Raw genomic sequence first — 26,344 nt, 5'->3', positions numbered from 1 at the left:
GCCAGCGGTGCAGTGCCAAGGAGCAGGCACTGCCGAACGCTACCGCCGCCGCAATTTGGCCGCAGACTAGTCCAGCCGTTCGGCACCGGGCGCGAACACATAGCCTCTGCCGCGAACGGTCTTGAGCACTTGCGGCTTGGCAGGGTCTTCTTCCAGCTTGCGGCGCAAGCGCACGATGCGGCTGTCTACCGAGCGGTCGAACGCTTCCATTTCCGTGCTATGCGCGAGGTCAAGGATGCGGTCTCGGGTCAACACCTTGTTGGGGTGCTCCGCAAACGTGCGCAGCAGATCGTATTCCATCGCGGTGAGCGGGACTTCGGCGCCGTCCGGGCCAAACAACTTGCGCAACTCAACGTCCAGGATGCAGCGTCCGAAGCGAACGAGCCGCCCCATCGTGGAAGCGGGGGCCAGCCCCGCATTCGTACGTCGCAGCACGGAGCGTACGCGCGCCAGAAGTTCCCGCAAGTCGAAGGGTTTCACGATATAATCGTCGGCGCCGACCTCAAGCCCAACCACCCGGTCGAGCGTTTCCCCGTTGGCGGTGAGCAGCACAATGCCGAGCGGTCCTCGGGCCCGCAGGCGCCGCGCGATCGAAAGTCCGTCCTCCCCCGGCATGTTGACGTCAAGGAGGACCAGATCGACTGCGCGCTTCGACATCAGCCCGTCGAGCGCTGCCCCGCCGTCAGCCTCGCTGACGATATAGCTGTGGCGTTGCAGATACTCGCGAACCATGTCGCGCAGGTCGGGCTCATCGTCGACTACGACGATGTGGGCGGGTGAATGGTTCACTGCTCGCCCTCAGGCCGGTTCAGGTTCTGCGCGATGAAACTACGAAGGTCGGCCGGGGTAAACGGTTTCTCGAGACACGGGCGTCCGCTGCTTGTGAGGAACCGCGCCGCATTCGGCCCCAGGGTATCGCCGGTGATGTAGCCGAGCTTGCTCATGAGCTCCGGTCGCTCTGCGGCGATCCAAGCGTGGAGGGCAGGACCATCGATGTCCGGCATGCGAAGATCGGACAGCACAAGGTCGTAGTTTCCGGCGGCCAGCTGACGCTTGGCGTCGGCACCGCCTGCCGCAACGTGCACCCGGTAGCCCTGAGCTTCGAGCATCTCGGCGATCATGTCCGCGACATCGGCCTCGTCGTCTATCACGAGCGCCTGCGCCCGGACGGGCGGGGCGGCAAGTTCGGCGCTTTCCGCTCGAGGTGAATGAGCGACCATCTGGACCGACGGCAACGTCACGAGAAACCCCGCGCCCTCTTCCTTGTCGAGCAGTTCCAGCGTGCCGCCGTGCGCCTCCACGATGCCCAGAGAGAAGCTGAGTCCCAGGCCGGTGCCGGCTCCCTGAGGCTTGGTCGTGAAGAACGGCTCCATCACGCGGCGGCGAATTTCTTTGGGAATTCCGGGGCCGTTGTCGGTTACCTCGACTTCGACTGTCCCTGGTGAGGCTCCGCAGCGCGTGACAATGTGCAGCTGCCGGTCGCCGGCCCTGTCCTGCAGCGCCTGCTGGGCGTTGACGAGCAGATTGGCGAAGACCTGGTGGAGTTGGTCGGCGTCGGCGTCGAGCGGCGGGAGATCCGAACCGAGGTTGCTGTGAACCGCAATCCCGCCAGCGCGCATGCCATAGGCGGTAAGGTCCAGCGCGGCGCGTACAACGTCGTTGATCGCTACCCGGCCGCGTGTCGGCGGGCGCTGGCGCGCCATGGCAAGGAAGGTCTGAACGATCCTGGAGCAGCGCTCGGCCGCTCGCCGGATCTTGCCTGCGCGCTCGGACAGCCGCGTACCGGCCGCATCCTCTTCCAGCATGGTCGATTGGCCGACGACCACCGCAAGCGGGTTATTGAGCTCATGGCTGACGCCGGCGAGAAGGCTGCCGAGCGCGGTGAGCTTCTCCGACTGGTACAGCGCCTCACGCGACCGCGCGAGTTCGGCTTCGGCGTTCTTCTGTTCGGTGACATCGATGGCGAAGCCGCCGATGCGCCGCCCCTGCGCTCCCAGATCCACCGGAAAGCGGATGACCAGGGTCCAGCTTCCGTCCCCGGCGCCCACGAGGTGTTGCTCGGCTACTTGCGCGCCCCCCTCGGTCAAGGGAACGGCATCCTGATCGAAGATGGCCTTGCGCAGGTCCTCGCCCAGCAGCTTGTCCGCAGTCAGGCCGATTGCCTCGGCGGCCGGCCGACCGAATATGCGGTCCATGCCCGCGTTGGCCATGACGTAACGGCCCGCCTCGTCCCTGAGGTACATGCCGACAGGCGCATTCGCCATGAAGGCGGCGAGCAGCGCCTGGCTGTGACGCAGGTCGGTCTCTGCTCGCGCCCGCTCAAGCGTCGCCCAGGTCCGCTCCGCCACTTCCTCCATGAGGCGAACTTCGGCATCGGTCCAGTCGCGCGGCCGTTTCTCGTGGACCGAAAGCAAGGCGACAAGCCGGCCGCCCTTGATGAGCGGGACGGACACTGCCGCAGCGATGGCCATGACATCATAGGCCTTCCGTTCGCCAGGCATGATGCGTGTCTCGTCCGCAGCATTTTCCAGCCGGAAGGTATCGCCAGCGCGAAGACGCGTCACGTTCTCGTCACCGAAGGCGAGGAACGAGTGCCGCCCCTCGACACTGCGAACCGTTCCGTCGGTCCAGTTGTGCGCCACCTCGATCGTGTCGGGGTCGGCCGGGTCAATTTCCGCGTATCCAACGCGGCTGACGCCGAGATGCAGGCCCAGCATCTCGTTACTTGCGGCCAGCACTTCAGCGGGATCGGTCATGCGCCTTACCCGGTCGCCAAGCGCTAGCAGGAAGGCGCTCGTTCGTTCGGCTTCCAACTGGTCTGCGATGTCCGTGTTGGTGCCGAACCAGCGGACGACCCTGCCGCTTGAGCTGCGTTCGGGCTGCACGCGGGTGAGAAACGGGCGGTAGACGCCGTCAGCCCGGCGGAAGCGCAGCACCACTTCGAACGCGTCACCCGCCTTCAGCGCACGTGCGACCTGCGCCTGCGCCCGTTCGAAGTCATCCGGGTGAATAAACGCCACCCAGTCATCTCCCGGGGCCGCGCCGGAATAGTCGTACCAGCGCTTGTTGTACCAGTAGACCGCGCCGTGCTCATCCGCGATCCAGGCAAGCTGGGCCATGGTATCGGCGAGAAGCCGGAGCTGCGCCTCGCTTTCCCGCAGACGCGCTTCGGTGCGGCCGCGTTCGAGCGCACCCCACGTTCGCTCGGCCACTTCCTCCAGCAGGCGCAGTTCTCCATCGCTCCAGCGGCGGGGCCGGGTGTCCTGGACCGAGAGGAGCGCGGTCATGCGGCCGCCCTTGATCAGCGGTATGGTGACCGCGCCCTTGCACTCGATCTGCGCTGCGAACGTGCGTCCGTCGGGCCCCATTCGTGGGTCTGTCGAGGCATCCTCCGTCACGAAGGTCTGCCCTGCGAAGTGGGAGGCAAGTACCTCGGCGCCGAACATCGCGAGCGGGTATTTTCCGCCAGCATCAGGTACGTTGTCACCCCAAGCGTGCATTACCGTCATTGAAGTCTGCGCTTCGTCGATCTCGCCGTAGGTCACGCGCGCCAGGCCAAGCTGCTCGCCAAGCATCTCGGCCGTTGCGGTAAGGATGGTATCCGTGTTGGTCTCGCGGCGGGTGCGGTCACTCAGCTTCAAGAGGAAGGCCAAGGTCGCTTCGCTGTCGCGCAACCTTGCTGTCGTTCGCGCGCGCTCCAGCGCCGACCACGTGCGCTCAGCCACTTCCTCGATGAGACGCACCTCGGTGTCGGTCCACTTGCGCGGGCTCGATTTCTGAAGCGAGAACATCGCTCTGAGCCGACCGGCTTTTACCAGAGGAACGGTTACTGCCGCCTCGATCTGCATTTCCTCGAACGCGGGGCGATCCTGGGAACGCACCCGGGGATCGCGTCCGGCATCCTCGATGCGCTGCGTCTCGCCGCGGTAGAGCATCGCGACCACGTCGGGACCGAACGAACGCATCGTGCGGCGGCCCGCTCCCGGTTTGACGCTGCCATCGGTCCAGTCGCGTTCGATCACGAAATGTTGGCCGTCGGCCTCGACCTCGGCATAACCGGCCCGGCTGACGCCAAGGTAGGCGCCAAGGGCAGCGGCGGCTTCGCCGGGTATCTCTGCCGGATCGTCAAGCCGCCTTAGCCGGTCGCTCAGATCGAGCAGGAAGCCGCCGAGCGATTCGCCGCGGTCCGTCACTGCACAGGCTCCGTGGCCGGAGTTCGCCCTTCGATCCTCAGCCATGTCACGCCGCGCCCAGAGACCGCGCCCGATCGCGGTAAGCTGCCACAATTGCCACAAAAAGGGGAGGTCCGCGACATCAAATTGCGACGCGCGTGCACGTATCCGGTGGCCATCGAACCGGCCGGATTGGACCTGCAACGATGCACGACGGTGAGCCCGAAGAGGCTCCTTCAGAAACCGACGAGGACGACGCGATTCGGCGGCGCTTCGCGGAACTGATGCATCGCTTCTGGCGCCAGTCCAGCCAGCCTGAACCCACCGAAGAAGGTTGAATGCAATGCTCCCGAAGACGCTTCTCGTCGCAACCGCTGCCTTGCCTGCGATTCTGGCGGCCAACGCCGCACCAGCAGAAACCCGGATGCTGCCGGGCCTGTACGAAACGAGGACGAGCTCTCCCGGAAAGCCCGGCGGGACGAAGGCGCGCGATTGCCTGACTCCTGAGGACGTAAAGATCAGGACGATTGAGCGCCAGCTGGCCGAGGCCGTGAAGGACGGAAGCTGCAAGCTTGGGTCGCGCACCGTTGGCGGCGGCAAGTTCGCGGTCTCGGGCACCTGCAACAATGGCGGGATTCGATCGACCTTCAAGCAGACGGGCACTTACTCGCCGACGGCCATGAGCATGAACATGAGCATGACGATGGTTCCTGCCCCAGGCGCCAGGCCGATCAGCATGACCGTCGTCTCGACCTCCCGCCGCATTGCCCCGACGTGCCCCGCCGGCAGCGGCGACGCCTGATCACCAGCATCCCGGAGAACACTCATGACCCAGCACCGCCTGCATGCACTCGTCGGCGCGGCCTTGTTCCTCACCTTCTACGTGACCCCCGCGTCGGCCGAGACCTGCGCCCCGACAACCGCCGCAGCCGAAAAGCCGGCAAAGCCGAAGAAGAAGGGTTTCGGCCTCGGCGGCATCCTCAAGGCCGCCAAGCGCGCCGGTGTCGGCGATGTGCTCGCAGGAGGCAATCTCCTGGGTGACAGCACGGCGGCCCGAGTGGCCGGAGCGGTGGCCGGCACGGCCGTCACAGCGAGCGGCGATTCCGGTGCAAACGTTGCCGGCGCCGTTGCCGGGCTCGCGGGTCACGGCCGCACCGCCCGGATTGCCGGCGCCGTTACCGGCACAGCCGCCGAACTCGCCAACAGCGGTTCGCCCGACTCGAACCCGGCAGCGGACGCCGCAACCGCTTGTACGCCTGCCCCGGCCGAGGCGGCTGCGCCTGCCGATGCAAACTGGAACTGAGCGCACGCGCGCTCTCTCAAGGACCTTCCGATGACTTGCCCCAAATCCCGCCGCGCCGCCGTGGCGCTCCAGCTCCTGCTGCTTGCCGGCACCGCGCTGCCGCTCGCCGCAATAGCCGCCCCAGCCGCAGTGCAGGCCCAGGCTCAACCCTTTGCGGCGTGGAACGGCGTCTGGGCCCTGCAGGCTTTGCCGAACGGGCGCGCGCGGCACTATCTCGAGCTCAAGGTCGTAAAGGGGCAGGTGTCCGGCCTGATCTGGAGCGAGCGGGACGGCAAGATGGTCGACACGGACTGGATCGAGTTCGACATGACCAAGGCGGGTGAACACCGGCTGGTCGGCGTGGTCGGAGGGACCGGAGATTCTGGCGAACAAGGCGTCGAGTTGCTGCTTTCCGACAGTGGCTTTCTCACGCTGACCGCCTCCCGCTCCGGGGAGCAGTTCGCCGCATTTGCGGAGCGTACGACCGAGATCGGCGGGCCTGCCGCCCTGCGCCCGGCGATCGAGGTTGCCCGGGCGATGACGGGCAAGTGGAACACTCCGCTCGGCGACCTCACGATTACCGCACGGAACACCGAAACGTCGCTGGAAGGCTCCTTCACGCGGCCGGGCGGAGTCAGCGTTCTGCACGCCATGAGAGGATCTGCCCGGCCATCAGGCGAAACTCAGGATTGGCGCCGGAGCGGCACCGACGCCGATACGACCGGGTTCAACATCGTCCTGTCACCCGATGGCCAGACCTTCTACGCGTTCGGCAGTAAATCCAAGTCGATCGGCGGCGTTCAGTTCTGGCAAGCGACACGTGCCGAGGCCACCCCGCAGCCAACGCCCGCACCCACACCCACACCCACACCGGCACCGTCACCCGCGCCCCAACCGGTTCCCGCTCCCGCTCCCGACAGGACGGCCCAGGCGGGCATGTTCCACCAGCTGAAGAGCTTCGATGTACGGCTGGACGAGGCGCGCGCGGAGCGGGATGGGCGGGTGCATGTGTTCCTTACCGCCAGGAATCGCTCCGGAAGCGAGCGGCAGGTGGGTGCCGGCACGTTCGTCGCAGTGATGACGGATGCTGACGGCGTAGGCGTCCGCGAGAGCCAGGTCTGGCGTGCAGGCGGTGACGCGCCGGCGTCGTTCGGCCGGTCCCCGACGGTGCCGCCGGGCGGCGAGCTGAAGTTCCGCTTCGTGCTGGCTCCGCCGGTCGTCCACGCGCCGCTCCAGCGCGTTTCCATCCGCGAGAGCGACAACAAGGCCCTGTTCTTCTCGGTCGCCCAGGCCGATCCGGGCGCAAGCTCGGCCCCTGCGCCAGCCGCTGGGAGCGGCGCGTTCAAGGCGCTTTCCAAGTTCGACGTACGCATCGATCGCATCGCTGCGGCGCGCGACGGCAAGCTTGAGGCGTTCCTGACTCTCCGCAATCCGGGCACCGCGGTAGAGGCTACCTCGAAGGGCTGGATCAAGCTGTCGGCCGCCGATCCCGATGGAGCCAAGGCTACTTCCGTCTCCGCGCTGTATTCGGTGCGGGGTGAGCGCGGCGCCTACAACGAACTGCCCGCGCTGGTCTACGCAGAGCCAGGGCGCGAGATTCGCCTCCGCTACGTGTTTGACCAAGCCATTTCGGGCCCGATCACGATCAGCGACGGCACGGTTTCCCAGACATTCACCGCTGGCGGGTCAGCTGCCCGACGCGCCGAGTAGCACCATCGTCAAAGGACAGGACCATGATCAGCAAACGTTTCGCGGTTTATGCCGCAAGCTTCGCCGCGGTCGCAGCCGCTGCGCCTGCGCTCGCATCCCCACCCGATGCTCGCGCCCCGCTTGAGAGCGCAGGTGCGCCGGTTCAACGCGAACTTTCAGAGCAAGCAGACAGCCAAGGTGACACGGCGCAGGTCATGGCGGCGCTCCAAGCCTTCCAGGGCGATGGCCAGGCCGCGCCGAACCCGGAGGCACAGAAGGTTCTCGATGAGCTGACAAGCCTGATGGCGAGCCGGACCGATGCCGATGGGCAGGCCGCGGCGGAAATGATGCGCAAGTTCACGGGGCGCACCAACGCGCCCCGCCCATCTACCCCGAAGGAATAAGGAGGCCGCCATGTTGTTTCACTTGTCGATCGATGCCCGAAATCCCCGCCACGTCGCCGCCGTGCTTGCCGAGCTGTTCGGCAGCGGCGCAGTCCACCCGTTCCCGCCGGTCGCGGACGGCTCCTGGTTGGCCATGGCAGGCGATGACCGCAACACCATGATTGAAGTCTATCCGCAGGGTACCGTTCTCGAACAAGCAAGCGGAGATGCGGACGCGTTCGGCCGCAGCGTGCCGCAAGAACCGAACGGTCTGCGCCACGCCACCCACTTCGCGATGGCCACGCCGCTGACGGCGGAGCAGGTGCTCGAGGTCGCTCGGCGGGAGGGTTGGCCAGCCAAGTACCGCAAGCGCGGCGGCTTGTTCGGTGTCATCGAGATGTGGATCGAGGGCGAGCGCATGATCGAGGTGCTCACTCCGGAGATGCAGCAGGAATACCTCGCGACCATGTCGGTCCAGGGGTGGCAAACCGCCTTGCAGGCCGCTCCAGCCTGAGCCGAGTTCGGCGCGTCTGCCGGTGGAGGCCCAGCGGGTGAAAGCACGCGCGCTGAGTACCACCGGTGGCTGGTCAAGCGTACGACTTGCAAGCGCGGCGGCGGTCGGGAGAGGCGATGGCCGCAGGTCAGATGGTGGCGACCGTCAGGGAGCAGAGCAGGGCACATCATCGGCCAGCCAGTCGATTTCACCCGCAGTCGGGACCGTTGTGATCTTGTCGGTCTTCGTGTGCAGCGTGTCACCGGAAGGCCGTCTGGCTTCGAAGACACTCGACTTGCTGTTGTCGAAATCGCCTATGCTGTCGTTGGCCTGCTGGGCCTCCGCGGGAGAGATTTCTGCCTTGACGGTTCGCGTGCTCTGGATCGTGCGAACGGAACCGTCGCGGATAGTCCCGACCCGCCAGTAGGCGACGCCGCCGATCTCCTGCATCATGGGGCCGGTGTCGTGGTCCCAGCGAAGCCCCGGCGCCGCCTGCGGCAAAATAGTGGTCGTGGCCCGGCAGACGAAACTGTCGATGTCGTTCGCCCAGGGCGCCGTGCGGTCCTGCTTCGCCGGTCGCAACCGCTTGTCCGGCGGATAAAACCCTGCGGCGTGGAGCGTCAGCTCGTGCTGACCTTCCTCGTCCGCCTCCCAATCGAGATCCGCACTGCCGGAAACGGAGATTTCCAGCGCACCCCGTTCGGGTACCCAGCGCCACGATGCCTCATTTCCGACCAGCCAGCCTGAGCCGAACCCCTGCAGAAGCTGGTCTTCGGCCGAGGCTTTCGTCATCGCACCAAGGGTGGACTGGAGCGCGATGGCGGGCAGTCCGCGAAAGATCCAGCGCATCGTCACCTCGGCTGGCGCGTCGTAGCCTGCGGAGGCATCGATGTTCAGCACCTCGACCCGGCTCGGCGTCTCGAGCGGCCGGGGCGACAAGGCAAGCAGATCACTTCCCTGCACCGTGAGCGGCAGCACCTGACGGTAGCTGACCGCCGGCGCGATCCGCGGCCGCGGATCGGCCGAGAGCGTCCCGTCGAGCCAGTACCATTGGCCGTCCAGCTTCGCGCGAACGAGCACATGGTCGAACAGCGCAATGGTCGGAAGCCTGTCCTGCAGGCCGTCTCCGCCGGTCGATGCGGCAAGGACGGGCTGCGCCTCTATGCCCAGCCGATCGAGCAGGCCGAGCAGCATGGCGGTCTTCCCCTTGCAGTCGCCAAAGCGCCGCTGCCAGGTCTCGTCCGCTGTCGCAGGAGTGAGATTGGCGCCGTTCAACCCGATGTAGACGTAGCGGATATCGTCCTGAACCAGCGCGAGCGCCGCCTCTGCCCGGGCAAGATCGGTTTCATGGCTGGCGGCGATTTCCCGCGACCGGGCAACGAGCGCTGACTCGTCCTCAAGCATGCGGGCCTTGTCGAACAAGGCGTTCACCTGGCGGGAAGCGGTCTGCCAGTCCAGCAAGGTGCTCACTTCCACAAGCCGCGCGTAACCGTAGCGCTGCGGCGCGTCCTTGGGGAAGTTCACCGTCGTCGGGTTGGTCATCTCAAGCGCCAGCCAGTCCGCGCCGGCCTGCACCTCGTCGCTCACGTCCGGGGTGGACTTCCACCGCGGACCCGCCCCCTCATCCCAGGAAACCTTCAGACCGAACTTTCCGGAAAGCGCCTGGACCGGCGCCTGCATCAGGAAACTGCTTGCCCCGGACAAGGCGGGATCGCGTCCCTTGATCGAATAGGCGACATCGAGTGTATCGCCGACCTTGAGGCCGGGGACTTGCAGCTGCGCGATGTACACGCCGGACAGGATCGCGGCCTCGGCGTCGGTTTGCGGATTGGTGACGGTGAACGTGCTGTCCTTCAGCACGTCGATCGTCTCTTCGTTGCGAAGGATCTGGAGGCGATGAATGGCCAGCGTCGCAGATCCCGGCATCCACGGAATCGAGAGATTGCCGATTTGCAGCCCCTCCGGCTTCAGGATGCGGGCGCGCCAGGCCGTCAGCAGCTCATCGGCGTCTTTCCCTATGTGGCCTTGCAGGGACTGATGGATGTGCAGCGGCGTATTCGGATCGGCCAGATCCGAAGCATCCTCGCCCAGTGGTTCTGCCCATGCGGGATAGGCGGCAACCAGCGGCTCGGGGTTCGATGCCCCCAGCGCAGGCGGGGCAATCGCCGCCGCCGACAGCATCATCCCTGACAAGAGGCAACGCCCCAGACGCTCGATCTTCATGGCGACCCCTCCATCCCAGCCATGCAACTGTGCTGGTCGGGAGCTCATATTGCAACAGGTCATGATGAAGGGTGCCTGCGCCGCGTGCCCGGACAGGAGCGTTGTTCTTCCTCCCTGCGAAGGCAGGCAAGGTGCTGAGGGCCGCTCAAGCCAGCGCTGCGGCTGCCCGGGCTATGTCCCGCGCAGTCGTCAGGCGAGAAGAGAGTTGGAGCAACTGGAACCTGTCTCGATGACCGATCGGGTTCCAGTTCTCCTCAGGGTATCGCTACCCTTCGCGCTTACTGGTGGAAGTAGATGGCGCGTTCGTGGGAGAACGCCTTGAAGCCGAAGTATCCGTGATAGCTGCCCGTCCCGCTCTGGTTGACGCCGCCGAAGGGAAGCTGGTTTTCCAGATAGTGCGAGAACACGCCATTGATGGTCGCGCCGCCGGATGACGTCCGGCTCAGCACCTTCTGAACGTTGTCCTTGTTGCCGCTGTACATGTACAGCGCCAGCGGCTTGTCCCTGGCTTCGATGTAGCCGATCGCCTGATCGAGATTCTCGTAGGTCATCACCGGCAGGACGGGTGCGAAGATTTCTTCCTGCAGGATCTTCATCTGCGGCGTGACGTCCGTGAGCATGGTGGGGTGGATCGTCAGATCGTCCTCTTCCAGCTTGCCGCCTGCGGCCACCGTCGCGCCCTTGGAAACCGCGTCGTCGAACAGCTCCTTCACGCGGGCGAAGTTGCCCTTGTTCACGATCTGCGCGATGCTTTCCTTCTTGATGGAGCCATCTTCGGAATAGAGGTTCTTCGCGACGTTGGCCTTGAAGCCTTCGACGAGGCGGTCCTTCTGCTCCTCCCGCACGAAGACATAGTCCGGCGAGATGCAGGCCTGCCCGCCATTGAACTGCTTTGCGGAGGCAAGGTCGGCGGCGATCTTGTCGATATCCGCCCCTTCATCGACGATGACCGGGGACTTGCCGCCCAGTTCCAGCGTCACGGTGGCCAGGTGCTTTGCGGCTGCGGCCATCACGATCTTCCCGACCCGGGTGCTGCCGGTGAAGAAGATGTGGTTGAAGGGCAGTTCAAGCAAAGCCTGCGCGACGCTGACATCGCCTTCGAACAAGGCGACTTCGTTTTCATCGAAGGTCTCGCGGATGATCTTGCCGGCAATCGCAGCCGTTGCCGGGCACAAGTCGGTCAGCTTGATCATGCAGCAGTTACCCGCGGCGACCGCGGCCGCGACCGGACCGAAGGTCAGGCCGAGCGGGAAGTTCCACGGGCCGAGGATGAGGCACACGCCGCGCGCTTCGTAAACGATCTGCGCCTTGTCTTCCGGGTTGAGGGAGGGGGTGATCTCGGTCGGCTTCATCCACTCATCGAGATTGTCGATGTTGCGCTGGATGTTGGAGACGACGTTCATCACTTCCGTGACGCGGATTTCCTGCGCGGGCTTGCGTGTGTCTTCCAGCACGGCTGCGACGATATCGTCGGCATGCGCTTCGACAGAGGCCTTCAGTTTGGCAAGCTTTGCCTTGCGCTGTTCTGCCGTCGTGGCTTTCACGTCCCACTGGTTCTCCTGCTGCAAGGCGAACACGCGGGCGATTTCCTGAGAGACGTCTTGGGCTGTTTGCGTGGTGCTGGACATCAAGTGTTGTTCCGTTTCTGGGAGGACGTTGCTGAAGGCCTTTTAGGCTGCCCCGTCCCTGCAAGACAAGGCCTTGCCCCGCGGGGTCCCCCTCACCACCGCCGCGCTGGGGCGGCGTGTCGCAACAGTTTCGTTTCCCCCGGGGTCGGTTGCGGTGTTCCCTGCGGCATTACGCAAGCAACAGGAGCGGCAAGGGCGCTAATTCTCGTCCGGATGCTGCGCGTCCGAGCGCCTGCTGGCGTTCGTCCGGAACGTGGCCCAGTTGGTGGGATCGGGCAGTCCTTCGGGCATCTCGTCCGCCGGGTTGGGATCGATGCCGCTGCCTTGCCGGTGAAGATGCGCCTTCGCGATCATGTTGGCCGTGATCGGCGCAGTGATGAACAGGAACAGCGTGATCAGCAGTTCGTGTGCGGAAAACCGCCCCTCATACACCGGGAAGTACAGCATCGAGGCAATCAGGATGCTGCCCACTCCCAGCGTGGTAGCCTTGGTGGGGCCATGCAGGCGCGTCATCAGCGACGGCAGGCGGACAAGGCCCCATGACCCGATCAACGCGAACGCGCCGCCAACGGGGATCAGGATCGTGATCAGGATTTCAGCGACACGTTCCATCGGCCTACTCCACGATGTCGCCGCGAAGCAGGAACTTGGCGTAGGCCACCGTGCCGACGAAGCCGACCATGGCCATCAGCAACGCCGCTTCGAAATAGAACGTCGTCCGCTCATGGATGCCGATCAGGACGATCAGCGCGATGGCGTTGATCACCATCGTGTCGAGCGCCAGGATGCGGTCGCCCCGGGTAGGCCCAAGAAACAGCCGTACGGCGTTGAGCAGGATGGCGACCGAGATCATCACGAAGCCGGCGGAAATCGCGATGGCGATCATTGGTAAATCCTCAACAACCGCGCTTCGTAGCGGGATTTGATCCGCGCGATGTCGGCGTCCCGATCCGCCGTGTCGAGCGCGTGAACCAGGAGGGAGCGCCCATCGGCGGACACATCGGCGGAAACGGTCCCGGGGGTCAGGCTGATCGTGCCGGCCAGCGTCGTGATCGCTTCGGGCTGGCGGACGTCGAGCGGGATCACCAGCCAGCAGGAACGCAGATCGCGGTCGCGCCGGAACAGGATCAGCCATGCCACCTGGAAGTTGGCGATCACGATGTCCCATGCCACCACGGCAACGTAGTCGATCGTCGCCCATCCGAACCGCAGCCCCGGCTTGTTGCGCCAGTAGGACGCGGTGAACAGCGGCACCAGCAGGCCGACTACCAGCGCGACCAGTACCGCGCCGAACGACAGGTCGTTCAGCAGCAGCAGCCACACCACGATCAGCAGCACGCTGAGCCCGGGATGGGGGAAAAGACGTTGGGTCATCGGCCGCTCCCTTCCGGCCCGAGCACGGCCGCCACATAGGCTTCCGGCGCGAACAGTTGTTGCGCAGTGGCTTCGGCATACCGGGTCGCCGGGCCGGCGAACACCGTCAGCGCCGCCAGCAGGAAGAACACGCCCCAGGCAGGTATGGTTGCGGCCTTCCTCCAGCTGGAAGAGGCAAGCTCTTCCTCTGCGGTGGTTTTCCAGAACAGCATGGTGCCGGCCCAGGCCAGCCCGAACAGCGCAAGAAAGGTCCCTATGAGGATGGCGGCCCAGATCCAGGGCGCCGCCGCCGATCCTTCTGCCGCCGTCAGGATCAGCAGCTTCCCGATAAACCCGGAGAAGGGGGGGAGCCCCGCAAGTGCGATGGCGGACAGCAGGAAGAGCAGCGAAAGCTGCCCCATTCCCGCGAACGGACGGTCAGGCTCCAGACGGTCGTCCTCCCGCTTCCGCGCCCGGCCGATCGTATCGGCGACGAGGAACAGGAGCGCACCCGAAAGGGTGGAATGCGGAAGATAGTACAAGGCGGCCGCGGTGGCGTCCGGTTCGAACAAGGCAATGGCGGACAGCAGGGTACCGGTCGAGCCGATGACGCCGAAGGCGGCGAGCAGGCGCAGGCGCCGCGCCGCGAGCACCCCCAGAAAACCGGCGAGCAGGCTGAGAAGGGCAGCCGGCAGCATCCAGCCGGCCGGCGCCCACGCAACCGCGCCGGCGTTCTCCCCGAAAGCCAGCGTGGTGAGCCGCAGGATCGAATAGACGCCGACCTTGGTCAGGATCGCGAACAAGGCGGCCACCGGGGCGGAGGTATTGGCGTACGTCCGGGGCAGCCACAAGTGCAGCGGCAACAACGCGGCCTTGAGCGCGAACACCGCGATCAGAAGCTGCGCCCCGACCCGGATCAGGGGCTGGTCGCCCGGAGGGGCGGCGCCGATCCGCAGCGCGAGGTCGGCCATGTTCAGGGTTCCGGTGACGCCATACAGGATCCCGGCCGCGATCAGAAACAGGGTCGATCCGACCAGGTTCACGATCACATACTGCATGCCCGCCTGCAGCCGGGCACCGCCTTGCCCGTGCAGCATCAACCCGTACGAGGCAATCAGCAGCACTTCGAAGAACACGAACAGGTTGAACAAGTCCCCGGTCAGGAACGCGCCGTTGAGCCCGAGCAGCTGGAACTGGAACAGCGGGTGGAAATGCCAGCCGCGCCGATCCAGCCCGGTGAGCACGGCGTGCACCAGCACCCCGAGGGCGAGCAGGCCGGTAAGCAGCAGCATCATCGCCGAAAGCCGGTCCAGCACGATGACGACGCCGAACGGCGCCGCCCAGCCGCCAAGCGCATAAGTCCGGATCGTTCCGGTGGATGCCTCGGCAAACAGGGCAAGGGCGGCCGCGACTTGCACGATCGTGGAGCCGAGCGAGAGACCGCGGCCGAGCAGCGTGTGCCGGGCCGTGCGAAGCAGCGTCAGGGCGCCGATGATGGCCGGCACCAGGATCGGGGCGATGATGAGGTGCGTCAAACGTCACCCTCACTGTCAGAAGGCGTTTCCCCGGCGTCCGGAGTGCCGTTCACGTGGTCTGTCCCGGTTTCCAGGTAGGTGCGCAGGGCAAGGACGACGACAAGCGCGGTCATGCCGAAGGAAATGACGATCGCCGTCAGGACAAGCGCCTGCGGCAGCGGATCGGCGTATTCGGTTACTCCTTTCGCGTAGATCGGCGGCGCGTTGACGATCAACCGGCCCACCGAGAACAGGAACGCGTTGATCGCGTAGGAAAGCATCGCGATGCCCAGCACGACCGAGAACGTGCGGCCCCGCAGCGTCAGGTAGATTCCCGCCGCGGTCATCAGGCCGACTGCGCTGGCCACCAGAAACTCGAGACTCATAGGTTCGTTTCCGTCGTGCGGCTGGGGTCGATATCCATCGGATGCTCCACGTGTTCGATCTTTTCGGCGCGCTGGGCCACGTTGGAAAGCTGGGACAGTGCCAGCATGACCGCGCCGATCACCGTCAGGGCAACGCCGATGTCGAACAGCAGCGCCGTCGCCAGTTCGAATTCGCCGATAAGCGGTAGGTGGAAATAGCCGAAGGCGCTGGTGAGGAACGGTTCACCGAAGACGAGCGAGCCGAGACCCGTCGCAGCGGCGGTAAGGATGCCGAGAGTGATCAGGGCATGGCGTTCGATCCGGCGGCGCTTCTCGGCCCATTCGAACCCGGAGGCCATGTACTGGATCAGCATCGCGATGGAGAAGACCAGACCGGCGATGAAGCCGCCCCCCGGCAGGTTGTGGCCGCGCAGGAACAAGTAGAGCCCCACGACGATCGCCATCGGCAGGATCAGGCGGCTGCCGACAACCAGCATCATCGGGTGGCGTTCGGGAGAACGGATCAGGTCCGGCTTCCAGGCGAGCAGGCGCCGCCCCGAAGCGCCCCGCGCCGCCGTTTCCAGCAAGGCGAAAATCCCCAGCGCGGCGATGCCGAGGACGATGATCTCGCCGAACGTATCGAAACCGCGGAAATCGACCAGCGTCACGTTGACCACGTTGGTGCCGCCGCCGCCCGGTTTCGCCTGTGCCCAGTGGAACGCGGAGATCGGATCGTTCGGCTGCCGGGTCATCACCGCCCAGGAAAGCCAGCCGACGCCGCCGCCGCCAATCACGGCCAGAACGGCATCGCGGATGCGGCGCGTTCTTGAACTGGTGGGCCAGGCACGCTTCGGCAGGAGATTCAGGGCAAGGAGAAGCAGGAGGATCGTCACCACCTCGACCGAGATCTGAGTCAGCGCCAGATCGGGCGCGGAAAGATGGATGAAGCCCAGCGACACCACCAGGCCGACGACGCTGATGTACACCAGCGTCAGGAAACGGTGCTGCTGCGAGACCATCACGGCCACGGTGCCCCCGACCAGCGCCAGCCAGGCGATCACGTCGATAGAGGACGCCGGGATGGTATCGCGCGCGCCGGCTGCGTACTCGCCAGCGCTCATCCCCTCGATCCCGAGGCCGATCGCAACCAGGAAAAAGACGAACAGCGACCGCTGAAGGGAGCCGGTGTCGATTGCGTCGGTGATCGTGCGACTGGTCGTAACCAGCAACGCGGTAAACCGGTCGAACATGTTCTTCGCCACCGGCAGCGGCAAAGCGCGCCAGATCCGTTCGGCAGAGCCGTGACGCCAGAGGAGCAGCGCCCCGCCCAGCACGGCAACGATGCTCATTATCAAGGCGGGCGTGAAGCCGTGCCACATCTTCAGCGCGAAATAGGGCGGTTCCGCGCCGATCACCACGCCCGAGACTTCCTGCACCAGCGGCCCGGCGGTGGCAGCGGGAAACAGGCCGATCAGCACCACGAGCACGACCAGCACTGCCGGCGGACCCCACAAGCCGATGCCCGGGTCGTGCGGAGCCTTCGGATAATCGTCCCGCCGGGGCCCGAAATAGACGTGGGCGACGTAACGGAACGAATAAGCGGCCGAAAGCAGCGCCGCGACCGTCGCGATCACCGGCACCAGCCATTCCAGCCCGCCCCAGACCGTGTGCGTCGCTTCCTCCAGCATCATTTCCTTGGACAGGAAGCCGTTGAACGGCGGAAGCCCGGCCATCGACAGACCGGCGATCGTGCCAAGCGTGGCGGCAATCGGCATCAAGTGGACCAGCCCGCCAAGCCGCCGCGCGTCCCGCGTGCCGACTTCATGATCGACAATGCCGGCATTCATGAACAAGGCGGCCTTGAAGGTCGCGTGGTTGAGGATGTGGAACACGCCGACGACCGCCGCCATCGGCGTGCCGAAACCGAACAGCATCGTCAGCAGGCCGAGATGGCTGATCGTGGAGTAAGCCAGCAGCGCCTTCAGATCGTCCTTGAACAAGGCAATCGCGGCCCCGAGCAGCATCGTCACAAGGCCGGTGGTGGCAACAAGATAGAACCACAAGTCGGTGCCGGCCAGCACCGGCCAGAGGCGCGCCAGCAGGAAGACGCCCGCCTTCACCATCGTGGCGCTGTGGAGATAGGCGCTGACCGGGGTCGGCGCCGCCATCGCCTGCGGCAGCCAGAAGTGGAACGGGAACTGCGCCGACTTGGTGAAGCAGCCGATCAGGATCAGCACCAGCGCGACTGGGTAAAGCGGCGAGGTTTGGATCGCCTCCCGCGCGATCAGGATCTCGGTCAGCTGATAGGATCCGGCAATGTTGCCGAGCACCAGCATCCCCGCGATCAGCGCCAGTCCCCCGCCGCCCGTGACCGCGAGCGCCATGCGCGCGCCCTGCCGTCCTTCCGGCAAGTGCCGCCAGAACCCGATCAGCAGGAACGAGGAGAGACTGGTCATCTCCCAGAACACCAGAAGCAGGAGGATGTTGTCCGAAATGACGATGCCCAGCATCGCCCCCATGAACAGCATCAGGAACGCCAGGAACCGTGCGGAACAATCGGCGGCCGAAAGGTAGAACGTGGCGTAAATGATGATCAGCAGCCCGATGCCGAGGATCAGGCCCGCAAACATCAGCCCAAGCGGATCGAGGAAGTATTCGACGTTCAGGCCCAGTGCCGGAATCCATTCCAGCCGGGAACCGATCACCTGTCCGCCCAGAACCGCCGGTGCCTTGGAAACGAGCAGCAGCACGGCGGCAAGGGTGAACCCGCCGGCGATGATCGCCTGCGCGGTTCGCGTCCACCGGGCGGCCAGGCTCACGGCCAGGGCGCCCAGGAACGGCAGTACAGAGATCAGCAACAAGTCCAAGCAACCGCTCCGTTCAAGCCGCGAAGCGGCGCACCATCAGCAACGTCCAGATCCCTCATTCCGGAGGAACGATCATCGTGTCCGGGGTCACGCCCTCCAGCAGCGAAGCGGCGGTGCTGCCGATCGTCGCTTGCCTGAGGCCGCCCATCCCCTGCGTTCCGAACACCACGAGATCCGATCCTTCGCGCGCGATCTCGTCCCTCAGCACCGGACCCACATCGCCAAAGGCGAGCCGGATGTCCAGTCGGCTGCGCTCCTGATCGGAAAGCGGCTGCCGGTCGATGAAGGCCCTGAACTGCGTGTGCGCGGCACTTTCGGTTTCCTCCCGGACATAGGCGTCCCTTTGCCAGCTCTCGAATGGCACATGGTATGCGTGGAGGGCCAGCACTTTGCATCGGGGGAACAGCTGGAGGGCCGTGCGCAGCGCGTTTCCGGAGTGATCGGAGAAGTCCACCGCGCAAAGGATTGTCTCATAGCGGCGATGGGGGCGGTGCTTGGCGATCAGCACCGGTGCCCGCGAATGGCGGACGATGTGTTCGACCGCCGTTCCCAGCAGGTAGTCGCCGGGTGAATTGAACCGCGCCACCCCGGTCACGATCATGGCGGCATCGCGATCCCTGCCGACCTCTGCAATGGTTCGGGGCGCCGAACCGGCGGCGATGATGATCTCTGCCTCCGCTTCGGGAGAGGGAAGGGCGGCGCGAACCGCGTCCCGCAACCGGCCGGAGCTTTGTTCCGGATCGGCCTTCGGGTCCGCTACGTGGATCACCCCGACGGCCAGGCCCAGTTCGGCACCCAGCTGAAGCGCCCGATCGATCGCCCGGTCGCTTCGGGCGCTCAGGTCCGTTGCGGCCAAGACGATTTCCCGAGCCATGCTCTGCTCCTGATCCTCCCGTGCGGTCCGGCATCCTTCCTAACAGACCGGCACGGGGAGAGAAGGGGGCGCGGGCCGATTGCCTCATCCCGGGTCTGGGAGACCCACGGATTGACCGTCGCAGATTTCCAGCGCAGCAACCGGAAGCCCGGTCCAGAACGTCGCCACCAGCGCCGCCACCGCCAGCACAACGGAAGCCCGGCGAACGAACCGGAGCGTGTCCGAAGCCGCCCGCAGGCGCCGCACGAACCAGACGATCAACGCGCCGTGCGCAGCAAGCATCGCGATCCACACAGCCAGCAGCAGGATCCGGGTCAGCGCTGCTCCGTCTTCCGGCCGCGCGCCCAGTCCGCAGGCCAGACCATGACCGCCGTACAGCAGCAGGAACGTGAGCGACCACAGCCCGAACCCGGCCACCAGCCCAAGAGCTTCCCGATTGGTGGGAGCCGGGATCATGCGGCGCCCACCAGCGGCATCAGATGGATGACGGCCACGATGATCGCACCGCTGACGGCCGAATAGCTCCAGAACAACGAGGCATTGCGCACGTCCAGACTGCGCAGGGGCGAAACGAAGCCCCGGCGGCACCGGGCAAGCACGAACAGCGATCCCACCGTGCTGAGACCCGTGTGGAACGCGCCGTAAGCGGACAGCATCAGCACGGCGGCGCTGTAGGCATGTTCGGTCGGCGGAGGGGCAAGCCATATCGGCACCGCCAGCAGGCCGAACGTCGCCGCCACGCCGGATGCGGCCGCAAGCAGGAGCCAGGATGACCGGCTGCTTTCCCGTTCCTGCCGGTTCGCGGCAACGGCGCGGGATGCGGCAAACCCGCCAAGGCCAAGCGAAGCGAGCGTCAGCAGCGCGAGGATCGGAGCGGGTTCCAGAAAGCGCGGCGGCGGCCAGTTCGGCGCGATGGTCCACAGGAATATATAGCCGAACAGTAGGGAGGCGAAGAACGTGGCATCGAACACCAGCGTGAAGATCATCCCCCACCAGCCGGGCGCCTGCTCGACTGCCGGGTGGGGCAGAAGCGTGCGGCCAAAGCCGGCCTCGATCGGAGCCGGATCCTCCCGCAAGCCCGTTTCCCAAAGCCAGCGCAGCGCCATGAACAGCACCACCACCGCAAGGATTACAGATCCCACGTAAAAGCTGAACAGGAAGCACAAGGCGACCCCGACCAGCGGCAAGGCCGTCAGAAGCGGCAGGTAGCTGGGCGGGGGCAGCAGGATGATCTGCTCAGGCTCTCCGGTCACGCCGTCCACGCCCAGCGTGTCCCGGTAATCGCCGCGATGTCCCGCCAGATAGCCTTCCCCGGCGGCCAGGCACGCGGGCAGATCGGGGTCGTCGTGCAGCGGATCGCGCGATTCCACGTGAGCCAGGCTGGCGAAGTTGTAGGACGGAATGGGCGTCGCCATGCCCCATTCCAGCGTTCCCGCCTTCCAGGGATTCCGGTGCACGAACGGGGCAAAGCGCCACTGGACCAGCACATCGATCAGGACCAGCCCGAACCCGACCGCGGACATGAACCCGCCGATGGATGAGACGAGGTTCGGAAGCTCCCATCCAAGGCCTTCGGCATAAGTATAGACCCGGCGCGGCATTCCCAGCAGCCCGGTCAAGTGCATGATGAAGAAGGTCAGGTTGAAGCCGATGAACACCAGCCAGAAGGCGAGCACGCCCAGCCCCTTGTCGGACCGCCGCCCGGTGAACAGCGGCATCCAGTGATAGATGCCGGCTAGCACCGGAAACACGAACCCGCCGACCAGCACGTAATGCAGGTGGGCGACCACGAAGTGGGTATCGTGGACCTGCCAGTCGAACGGCACGATCGCCACCATCACCCCGGTCAGGCCGCCGGTCACGAAGATGAAGAAGAAGCCGTAGATCCACAGCATCGGCAGGGACAAGTCCGGGCGGCCTTTCAGCAGCGTGGTGAGCCAGGAGAATATCTGGATCGCGGTCGGCACCACCACCAGCAGGCTGGCGGCCGAAAAGAACGCCAGGCTGAGATCCGGAATCCCGGTGGTGAACATGTGGTGCACCCACAAGCCGAAGCTGATGAAGGCCTGCGCGATCAGCGCGGCGACGATCCAGTTGTATCCGACCAGCGGGCGCCGGGCGAACACCGGCAGGATGGTGGACACGATGCCCGCGCCGGGCAGGAAGATGATGTAGACTTCCGGATGGCCGAACAGCCAGAACAAGTGCTGCCACAGCAGCGGATCGCCCCCCTTGTCGGGATCGAAGAACGGCAGCCCGAACGCGCGTTCCACTTCCAGCATGATCGAGCCGAGGATCAGCGGCGGAAACCCGACCAGCATCATCGCCGAGGTAGCCCAGAGGTACCACGCCAGGATCGGCATCTTGGACAGCGCCATGCCCCCGGTGCGGACTTTCAGCACCGTCGCCATGAACTCGATCGCCGCGCAGGCGGCGGACACTTCCACCACCGTCACCCCCAGCAGCCAGACGTCCGCGTTGATGCCGGGCGAATAGGGTTTCGAGGACAGCGGCGTGTACATGAACCAGCCGCTGTCGGGCGCAACGCCGAACAGGAGGGCGGCAAGCAGGATCAGGCCGCCCGAAAGATAGCACCAGTATCCGAACGCGCTGAGCCGGGGGAAGGCAAGGTCCCGCGCGCCCAGCAGCTTGGGCAGCATATACAGCGCAAACCCTTCGATCAGCGGGATCGCGAACAGGAACATCATCACCGTGCCGTGCATGGTGAAGACTTGCGAGTACTGCCCCGGATCGAGGAACTGCGTGTTCGGTCCGGCCAGCTGGGCGCGGATCAGCATCGCCAGTATCCCGCCGATCAGGAAGAACCCGATCGCCGTCGCCATGAAGCGAATGCCGATGACCGAATGGTTCGTCGCAGCAAGAAACCCGAACCGCGTCTTCGGCGGCGAATAGAGCGGGTCCAGCTCGGAATGGAATTCCAGCGCCTTGTTGTGGCGTTCCTCGCTCATGTTATCCCCAGCCAGTCGAGCAGGTAGTCGCCCCATTCCTCAATCACGAGCGCCGCCGGCGCATCCCGCTGTTCCAGCACCGGCGCCCGCGCCGCCGCCCGGTCCGTCGCCGCCGTCAGCGCGGCCGCGTAGTCTTCAGGACGATGGGCAAGGGCTTCAAACCGCATGTGCGCATGCCCGATCCCGCAATATTCGGCGCACGTGGCAAGATACCGGCCCGGCCGGTCCGCCTTCAGCCGGATATGGTTCACCTTGCCCGGCACCGCGTCGATTTTTCCGCCCAGGCGCGGGATCCAGAAGCTGTGGATCACATCCTCGCTGGTGATCGCGATCGCGAACTCCTCGCCCGCGGGCACGTGGAGCACGTCGATCGTCCGCTCACCTCCGGGATAGTCGAAAGTCCAGAACCATTGATGAGCCTGCGCCCGGATCGCGTTCTCTTCCGGGCTGCGGGGGAGCAGTTCCCCGGGAAGGAAGCTGACCGCCATCAACGCCAGCAACGTGGCGATGGGAAACGCCAGTCCCCAGCCGATCAGGACCTTGCGCGTGGAAAAATTCCGCTCTTTCGCGGCGCTTCTCAAGGCGTAGATCGCTGTCCCCATCACCCCCAGCAGGATCACGAAAGCCCCTCCCAGCATCACCCACCAGAGGGTGGCAATCCGGCTCGCCGCCGGGCCTGCCGGATCGAGGGTGGACAGTTCCCCGGAACACGCGCCGAGAAGAAGCGTGGCGGCAATCGCACCGGCAAAGGACTTCGCGGGGCAACTCATGCGGCCCCGGTGCGTTGGCAGGTCATGGCAAAACTCGACGAAGCCCGGAATGTCGGTGTCGGCTCCCGCATCGCGCTGGCGGGCCATCCCATTCATGCAATGCTGGTCACCTTTCCGATCGCGCTGGTCGTCGCGACGCTGGGGGGCGACGTGCTCTGGTGGCTGACCGCCGACCCGTTCTTCGCGCGCGTCAGCCTCTGGACCAGTGGCTGGGGGTTCGGGCTGGGGGTACTTTCCGGCCTGGCCGGCACGGCTGAACTGCTCGCCGGTCCCGGTATTCGCCGAAGGCCCGAAAGCTGGACGCACGCGGTTGCGGCGATGATGCTGCTGGCGACGATCGGCGCCAACTGGGGAATGCGCTTGTTCGATGCGCAGGCCGCGGTCCTCCCGTGGGGCCTCGTCCTGTCGCTGGGCGGCCTCGTGTTCGTCGGCCTTGCGGGCTGGCAAGGCGGGAAGCTGGTGTTCGAACATCAGGTCGGCGTCATGATTGAGGGAGACGAGGAGGGGGAGGAGGAGCCGCAACCGGACTTGCCGGCCGTTCTAGGAACCCCGGCTCCATGAGCCAGTCGGGGAAGGCATCTTCCGAAATTGCCGGCTTCGACAGCACCAGCCACAGAACCACGGTTGCCGAGACGAGGATCGTCGCCGCAATCGCCTTGATCCGCAAGGTCGGGCCCTCGGCTTCCTCGTCGGCAAGGTGGGTCAGCACGTAGCCGTACTTGATGTGCGAGATGACGAGAATGCCGACCGCCATCAGCTTCAGAAACATCCACGGGTGAAGCGCATCCGATATGAACAGCAAGGCCCCGCCCGCGCCGATCGCGATGAAGGCGGCGGGGGAGATCACGCCCATATAGGCAAACCGGCTGGCCATGCGCACGCGGGCGAAGTCCTGGCGGTCCCGGACATTGCTGTGGCCCAGCAGCATTGCCGCCAGATACAGCAGGCCCGCGACCCAGACCGTGATGCCCATGATGTGCAGGAACTTGAGCCACAGCATCGGTCAGGCTGACGCCTCTCTCACCATCGGGCCGATCAGGCGGCGCAGCACCGCCCAGCCGGCAATGACGGTCAGCGGCAGGCTGCCCACCCACATGATCAATCCGGCAAGCTGCTGGTCCGCAACCGGCGCAAGACCGTAGACTTGCGTGGTCAGGAAGTGCGGACCATAAACCGCCTGCGGTGCAAAGGTCAGGATCGCGCCGAGCAGGCCCATCTGCATCACCATCGCGATCAGCGTGAAGAACGCGGCCGGTGCCGTCGTGTCGGACCGGTAGAGCACTCTCCAGAACAGCACGGACGATCCAAGCAGCGCGGCTTGTCCGACCCAGTAAGCCGCATCGCTCGACAACGCCCATGCGTAAAGCGACGGCACGTGCCAGGCCCAGAACACCGCGACGTTCAGCAGGAACGCGACCGACAGCGAGACGCGCGCCCGGTCGAGTCCCCACGTCCGGCTGCCGTCCCACGTCGCCAGGGCGAGCAGCGGGGTTGCCCCGAACACGATCAGCAGGTGGTGAACCGACCGCGCGGAAAACAAGCCCGCGCTCAGGGCGCAGATCGGCGACACATAGGCGACGGCCGCAAGGGCAAGGCCCAGCTGCACCCGCCCGGGCTGGGCGCGCATCAGCCAGGCGGCGGCTGCCAGCACGGCAAGCAGGATCGGATCCAGGTTCCAGGCGGAATGGATCGCATCGGGCAACGGCGCGGGGCCGCAGTAAGGAATCCCGGTAATGGCCGCCTCCCTGTTCTCGGGCCGAAGAACGACAGGCTGTCGCTAGCTGATTGCCCAACGCCCCCGGCGCGATACGGTTTCGCCAGCCTGTGTTCCTGCTTTCGAATTAAGCCGCGCCGCCGATCAGGTGGCCGCGGCGATGTAGCGGTTCACTTCCTCTTCCAGCACGTTCAGCGGCAAGGGCCCCTGGCCGAGCACGACCTCATGGAAATCGCGGATGTCGAAGCGCGGGCCGAGCTCGCGCCTGGCGCGGTCGCGCAGCTCCGCAATCTTGAGCTGTCCGACCATGTAGCTCGTCGCCTGCCCGGGATTGTTGATGTAGCGGTCGACTTCCTTGACGATGTCCCGCTCCGAATTCGGGGAGTTGGCGCGGAAGTAGTCGATCGCCTGCTCCCGCGACCAGCGCTTGGAATGAATGCCGGTGTCGAGCACCAGCCGGATCGCGCGCCACATCTGAAGCGACAGCATGCCGAAACGCTGTTCCGGGCTGGTATAGACGCCCATTTCGTCGGCCAGCCGCTCCGAATACAAGCCCCAGCCTTCGGTGTAGGCGCCATAGCCGCCGAACCGCCGGAACTTCGGGAGCCCCTCCAGTTCCTGCGCACGGGCAATCTGGAAGTGATGCCCCGGCGCGCCTTCGTGCGCGGCGATGCCATCGGTCTGGACCTTGTTCACCTGCGTCATGTCGGCCAGGTTGACGTAGAAGATCCCCGGCCGGGATCCATCGGGCGCGGGCCGGTTGTAGAAGGCAACCGGGGCGGTGTCCTGCCGGAATGGCTCGACCGCGCGGACTTCCAGCTTCGCTTCCGGCAGGCGGTGGAAGTATTCCGGCGACCGGGCCAGCACGGTGTCGATCAGGGTCCGCGCATCGGTAAGATACTGCTCCCGCCCGGCGTCGGTGTTCGGATACTTGTAGGCCGGATCAGTGCGCAACTGCCCGAACAGCTGCTCCAGCGTGCCGGAATAGCCCATCTCGCGCTTTACCGCTTCCATTTCCGCGCGGATGCTCGCGACTTGCTGCAGCCCGATCTGGTGGATCTGGTCGGCCGTCAGGTCGGTGGTGGTGTAGGCGCGCAGCCGGTCCGCGTAATAGGCTTCGCCCTCCGGCAGGCTCCACGCGCCGTCGTTGCCGGTCGCGCGGGGCTCAAGCCGGTCGATCCCGGCGACCAGCGTCTCCACCCCCCGGCGGAACGGCCCGGTCAGCGCGGCATGCCCGTCTTCCAGCAGGCGCGTCTTGATCTCGGCCGGAGCATCTAGCGCGGCGACCTTCTTCTGGAAATCGGCCCAGAGGGGATTGTCCGCTCCGCCTCCGAACGGTGCGCCTTCCAGGATGCTTTGCGCATCGGCCCGTGCCGGAGTGAACACCATCTTCGGCGGCACGATGCCCATTGCGGCCTGCTGCTCGATCCGTTCGACCACTTCGCGCATCACGCGCTCGCTGTCCTCCAGCCGCGCGACATAAGCTTCGGCATCGGCCACCGTGTCGACCCGGTGCTGGTTGATCAGGAACACCGGAATTTCACCAGCCGGCGTGCCGTTGGTCGAAACGGGAAAGCCGTATTCCCGGAAGCGATAGCTTTCGCGCTGCCGCTCGACATCGCGCTGGAACAGGCGATAGCTGAGCCGCGCCGCAGGGCCGAGACGCGCCGGATCGAATCCGGCGGTCAGCTCAGCCAGCTGGCGCTCGGCCAGCTGCATCTGCTTCTCGGTCGCGGCCAGCGTATAATCGCCGAGCTTGTCGTAATCCTGCTTGATCCCAAGACTGGTCAGCGCCTCGGGGTCGAGGGCGACCTGCTCATCGAACTTGGCGTCGAGGAAGGCCAGCAGGCGCGCGTCTTCGGCGGCCGTGTTCGTCGCGGGAGAGACCGTAGCGGGAGAGACCGGGGCGGGCAGGGCAGGGGCGGACGGGGCTACGGCAACCGGCGGCATGGCGGCCGCGCAGCCGCCGAGAAGGAGAAGCGGTGACAAGCGGAGAAGCATCGGCATTCCTTTGCATGATCGGGTCGGCGGCTCGGACGATCGGGACG

22 protein-coding genes and 1 pseudogene are annotated in these 26,344 nt (G+C 65.7%); 6 read left to right on the top strand and 17 right to left on the bottom strand.

Annotated features, from left to right (window positions below; all coding sequences use genetic code 11):
* Positions 1 to 66 precede the first annotated feature (66 nt).
* Positions 67 to 789 (bottom strand): response regulator, encoded by a 723-nt coding sequence (locus tag ELY13_RS00905; RefSeq protein ID WP_126172005.1) that lies wholly within the window; start codon positions 787 to 789, stop codon positions 67 to 69.
* Positions 786 to 4,193, bottom strand: coding sequence for a GAF domain-containing protein (locus tag ELY13_RS00900; protein ID WP_164549669.1), 3,408 nt, complete (start codon positions 4,191 to 4,193; stop codon positions 786 to 788). Before ELY13_RS00900 ends, ELY13_RS00905 begins: the two co-directional genes overlap by 4 nt.
* Before the next feature lie 322 nt (positions 4,194 to 4,515).
* On the opposite strand from ELY13_RS00900, the gene ELY13_RS00895 reads away from it, so the two are divergent.
* From ELY13_RS00895 to ELY13_RS00870, 5 genes are read left to right on the top strand one after another with little or no spacing between them, the layout of a single operon-like run.
* Complete coding sequence (locus ELY13_RS00895; RefSeq protein ID WP_126172003.1) at positions 4,516 to 4,974, top strand: DUF3617 domain-containing protein; 459 nt, start codon at positions 4,516 to 4,518, stop codon at positions 4,972 to 4,974.
* Positions 4,975 to 4,998: 24 nt separating this feature from the next.
* On the top strand, positions 4,999 to 5,475 hold the full coding sequence (locus ELY13_RS00890) for a hypothetical protein (protein WP_126172002.1): 477 nt from the start codon (positions 4,999 to 5,001) through the stop codon (positions 5,473 to 5,475).
* Between the two features lie 30 nt (positions 5,476 to 5,505).
* Positions 5,506 to 7,164, top strand: coding sequence for a hypothetical protein (locus tag ELY13_RS14895; RefSeq protein ID WP_164549660.1), 1,659 nt, complete (start codon positions 5,506 to 5,508; stop codon positions 7,162 to 7,164).
* A gap of 23 nt (positions 7,165 to 7,187) precedes the next feature.
* On the top strand, positions 7,188 to 7,547 hold the full coding sequence (locus ELY13_RS00875; RefSeq protein WP_126172000.1) for a hypothetical protein: 360 nt from the start codon (positions 7,188 to 7,190) through the stop codon (positions 7,545 to 7,547).
* Positions 7,548 to 7,557: 10 nt separating this feature from the next.
* A complete protein-coding gene (locus ELY13_RS00870) occupies positions 7,558 to 8,040 on the top strand; it encodes a hypothetical protein (RefSeq protein WP_126171999.1) in 483 nt (160 codons plus the stop codon).
* A gap of 144 nt (positions 8,041 to 8,184) precedes the next feature.
* Here the strand turns inward: ELY13_RS00870 and ELY13_RS00865 are convergent, their stop codons facing one another.
* From ELY13_RS00865 to coxB, 12 genes and pseudogenes are all read right to left on the bottom strand, one after another.
* Positions 8,185 to 10,242, bottom strand: a complete 2,058-nt coding sequence (locus ELY13_RS00865) for a DUF3857 domain-containing protein (protein ID WP_164549668.1) — start codon at positions 10,240 to 10,242, stop codon at positions 8,185 to 8,187.
* A 278-nt stretch (positions 10,243 to 10,520) separates the two neighbouring features.
* A pseudogene (locus tag ELY13_RS00860) lies at positions 10,521 to 11,894 on the bottom strand (aldehyde dehydrogenase family protein); the annotation flags it as partial.
* A gap of 174 nt (positions 11,895 to 12,068) precedes the next feature.
* Complete coding sequence (locus ELY13_RS00855) at positions 12,069 to 12,482, bottom strand: Na+/H+ antiporter subunit G (RefSeq protein WP_126171996.1); 414 nt, start codon at positions 12,480 to 12,482, stop codon at positions 12,069 to 12,071.
* Between the two features lie 4 nt (positions 12,483 to 12,486).
* On the bottom strand, positions 12,487 to 12,756 hold the full coding sequence (locus tag ELY13_RS00850; RefSeq protein ID WP_126171995.1) for a K+/H+ antiporter subunit F: 270 nt from the start codon (positions 12,754 to 12,756) through the stop codon (positions 12,487 to 12,489).
* The gene (locus tag ELY13_RS00845) at positions 12,753 to 13,244 is read right to left on the bottom strand and encodes a Na+/H+ antiporter subunit E (RefSeq protein WP_126171994.1); all 492 of its coding nucleotides are present in this window, start codon (positions 13,242 to 13,244) and stop codon (positions 12,753 to 12,755) included. Before ELY13_RS00845 ends, ELY13_RS00850 begins: the two co-directional genes overlap by 4 nt.
* The gene (locus ELY13_RS00840) at positions 13,241 to 14,758 is read right to left on the bottom strand and encodes a monovalent cation/H+ antiporter subunit D (RefSeq protein ID WP_126171993.1); all 1,518 of its coding nucleotides are present in this window, start codon (positions 14,756 to 14,758) and stop codon (positions 13,241 to 13,243) included. Before ELY13_RS00840 ends, ELY13_RS00845 begins: the two co-directional genes overlap by 4 nt.
* Positions 14,755 to 15,123, bottom strand: a complete 369-nt coding sequence (locus ELY13_RS00835; protein ID WP_126171992.1) for a Na+/H+ antiporter subunit C — start codon at positions 15,121 to 15,123, stop codon at positions 14,755 to 14,757. The genes ELY13_RS00840 and ELY13_RS00835 overlap by 4 nt, the downstream gene beginning before the upstream one ends.
* Positions 15,120 to 17,960 (bottom strand): monovalent cation/H+ antiporter subunit A, encoded by a 2,841-nt coding sequence (locus tag ELY13_RS00830; protein WP_241233471.1) that lies wholly within the window; start codon positions 17,958 to 17,960, stop codon positions 15,120 to 15,122. The genes ELY13_RS00835 and ELY13_RS00830 overlap by 4 nt, the downstream gene beginning before the upstream one ends.
* A 64-nt stretch (positions 17,961 to 18,024) precedes the next feature.
* Positions 18,025 to 18,843, bottom strand: a complete 819-nt coding sequence (locus tag ELY13_RS00825) for a universal stress protein (RefSeq protein WP_126171990.1) — start codon at positions 18,841 to 18,843, stop codon at positions 18,025 to 18,027.
* A gap of 84 nt (positions 18,844 to 18,927) precedes the next feature.
* Positions 18,928 to 19,299: a hypothetical protein gene (locus tag ELY13_RS00820; protein WP_126171989.1), complete on the bottom strand. Its 372-nt coding sequence runs from the start codon at positions 19,297 to 19,299 to the stop codon at positions 18,928 to 18,930.
* On the bottom strand, positions 19,296 to 21,812 hold the full coding sequence (gene ctaD / locus ELY13_RS00815; RefSeq protein WP_126171988.1) for a cytochrome c oxidase subunit I: 2,517 nt from the start codon (positions 21,810 to 21,812) through the stop codon (positions 19,296 to 19,298). The genes ELY13_RS00820 and ctaD overlap by 4 nt, the downstream gene beginning before the upstream one ends.
* Complete coding sequence (coxB, locus tag ELY13_RS00810) at positions 21,809 to 22,582, bottom strand: cytochrome c oxidase subunit II (RefSeq protein ID WP_126171987.1); 774 nt, start codon at positions 22,580 to 22,582, stop codon at positions 21,809 to 21,811. Before coxB ends, ctaD begins: the two co-directional genes overlap by 4 nt.
* 24 nt (positions 22,583 to 22,606) lie before the next feature.
* Between coxB and ELY13_RS00805 the strand changes: the two genes are divergently transcribed.
* A complete protein-coding gene (locus ELY13_RS00805; protein ID WP_126171986.1) occupies positions 22,607 to 23,143 on the top strand; it encodes a DUF2231 domain-containing protein in 537 nt (178 codons plus the stop codon).
* Here ELY13_RS00805 and ELY13_RS00800 read toward each other — a convergent pair.
* The 3 genes from ELY13_RS00800 to ELY13_RS00790 all read right to left on the bottom strand — a co-directional run bounded on the left by ELY13_RS00800 (position 23,064) and on the right by ELY13_RS00790 (position 26,297).
* Positions 23,064 to 23,582, bottom strand: a complete 519-nt coding sequence (locus ELY13_RS00800) for a CopD family protein (protein WP_126171985.1) — start codon at positions 23,580 to 23,582, stop codon at positions 23,064 to 23,066. The two genes, ELY13_RS00805 and ELY13_RS00800, sit on opposite strands and share 80 nt — an antisense overlap.
* A 3-nt stretch (positions 23,583 to 23,585) precedes the next feature.
* On the bottom strand, positions 23,586 to 24,284 hold the full coding sequence (locus tag ELY13_RS00795) for a cytochrome c oxidase assembly protein (protein WP_206435950.1): 699 nt from the start codon (positions 24,282 to 24,284) through the stop codon (positions 23,586 to 23,588).
* A gap of 156 nt (positions 24,285 to 24,440) precedes the next feature.
* Positions 24,441 to 26,297 (bottom strand): DUF885 domain-containing protein, encoded by a 1,857-nt coding sequence (locus ELY13_RS00790; RefSeq protein ID WP_126171983.1) that lies wholly within the window; start codon positions 26,295 to 26,297, stop codon positions 24,441 to 24,443.
* Positions 26,298 to 26,344: the final 47 nt, after the last annotated feature.

Origin of the sequence: Altericroceibacterium xinjiangense (genome assembly GCF_003958635.1) — a bacterium.
Classification (GTDB): domain Bacteria; phylum Pseudomonadota; class Alphaproteobacteria; order Sphingomonadales; family Sphingomonadaceae; genus Altericroceibacterium_A; species Altericroceibacterium_A xinjiangense.
This window is presented reverse-complemented; position numbering and strand designations above follow the sequence as displayed.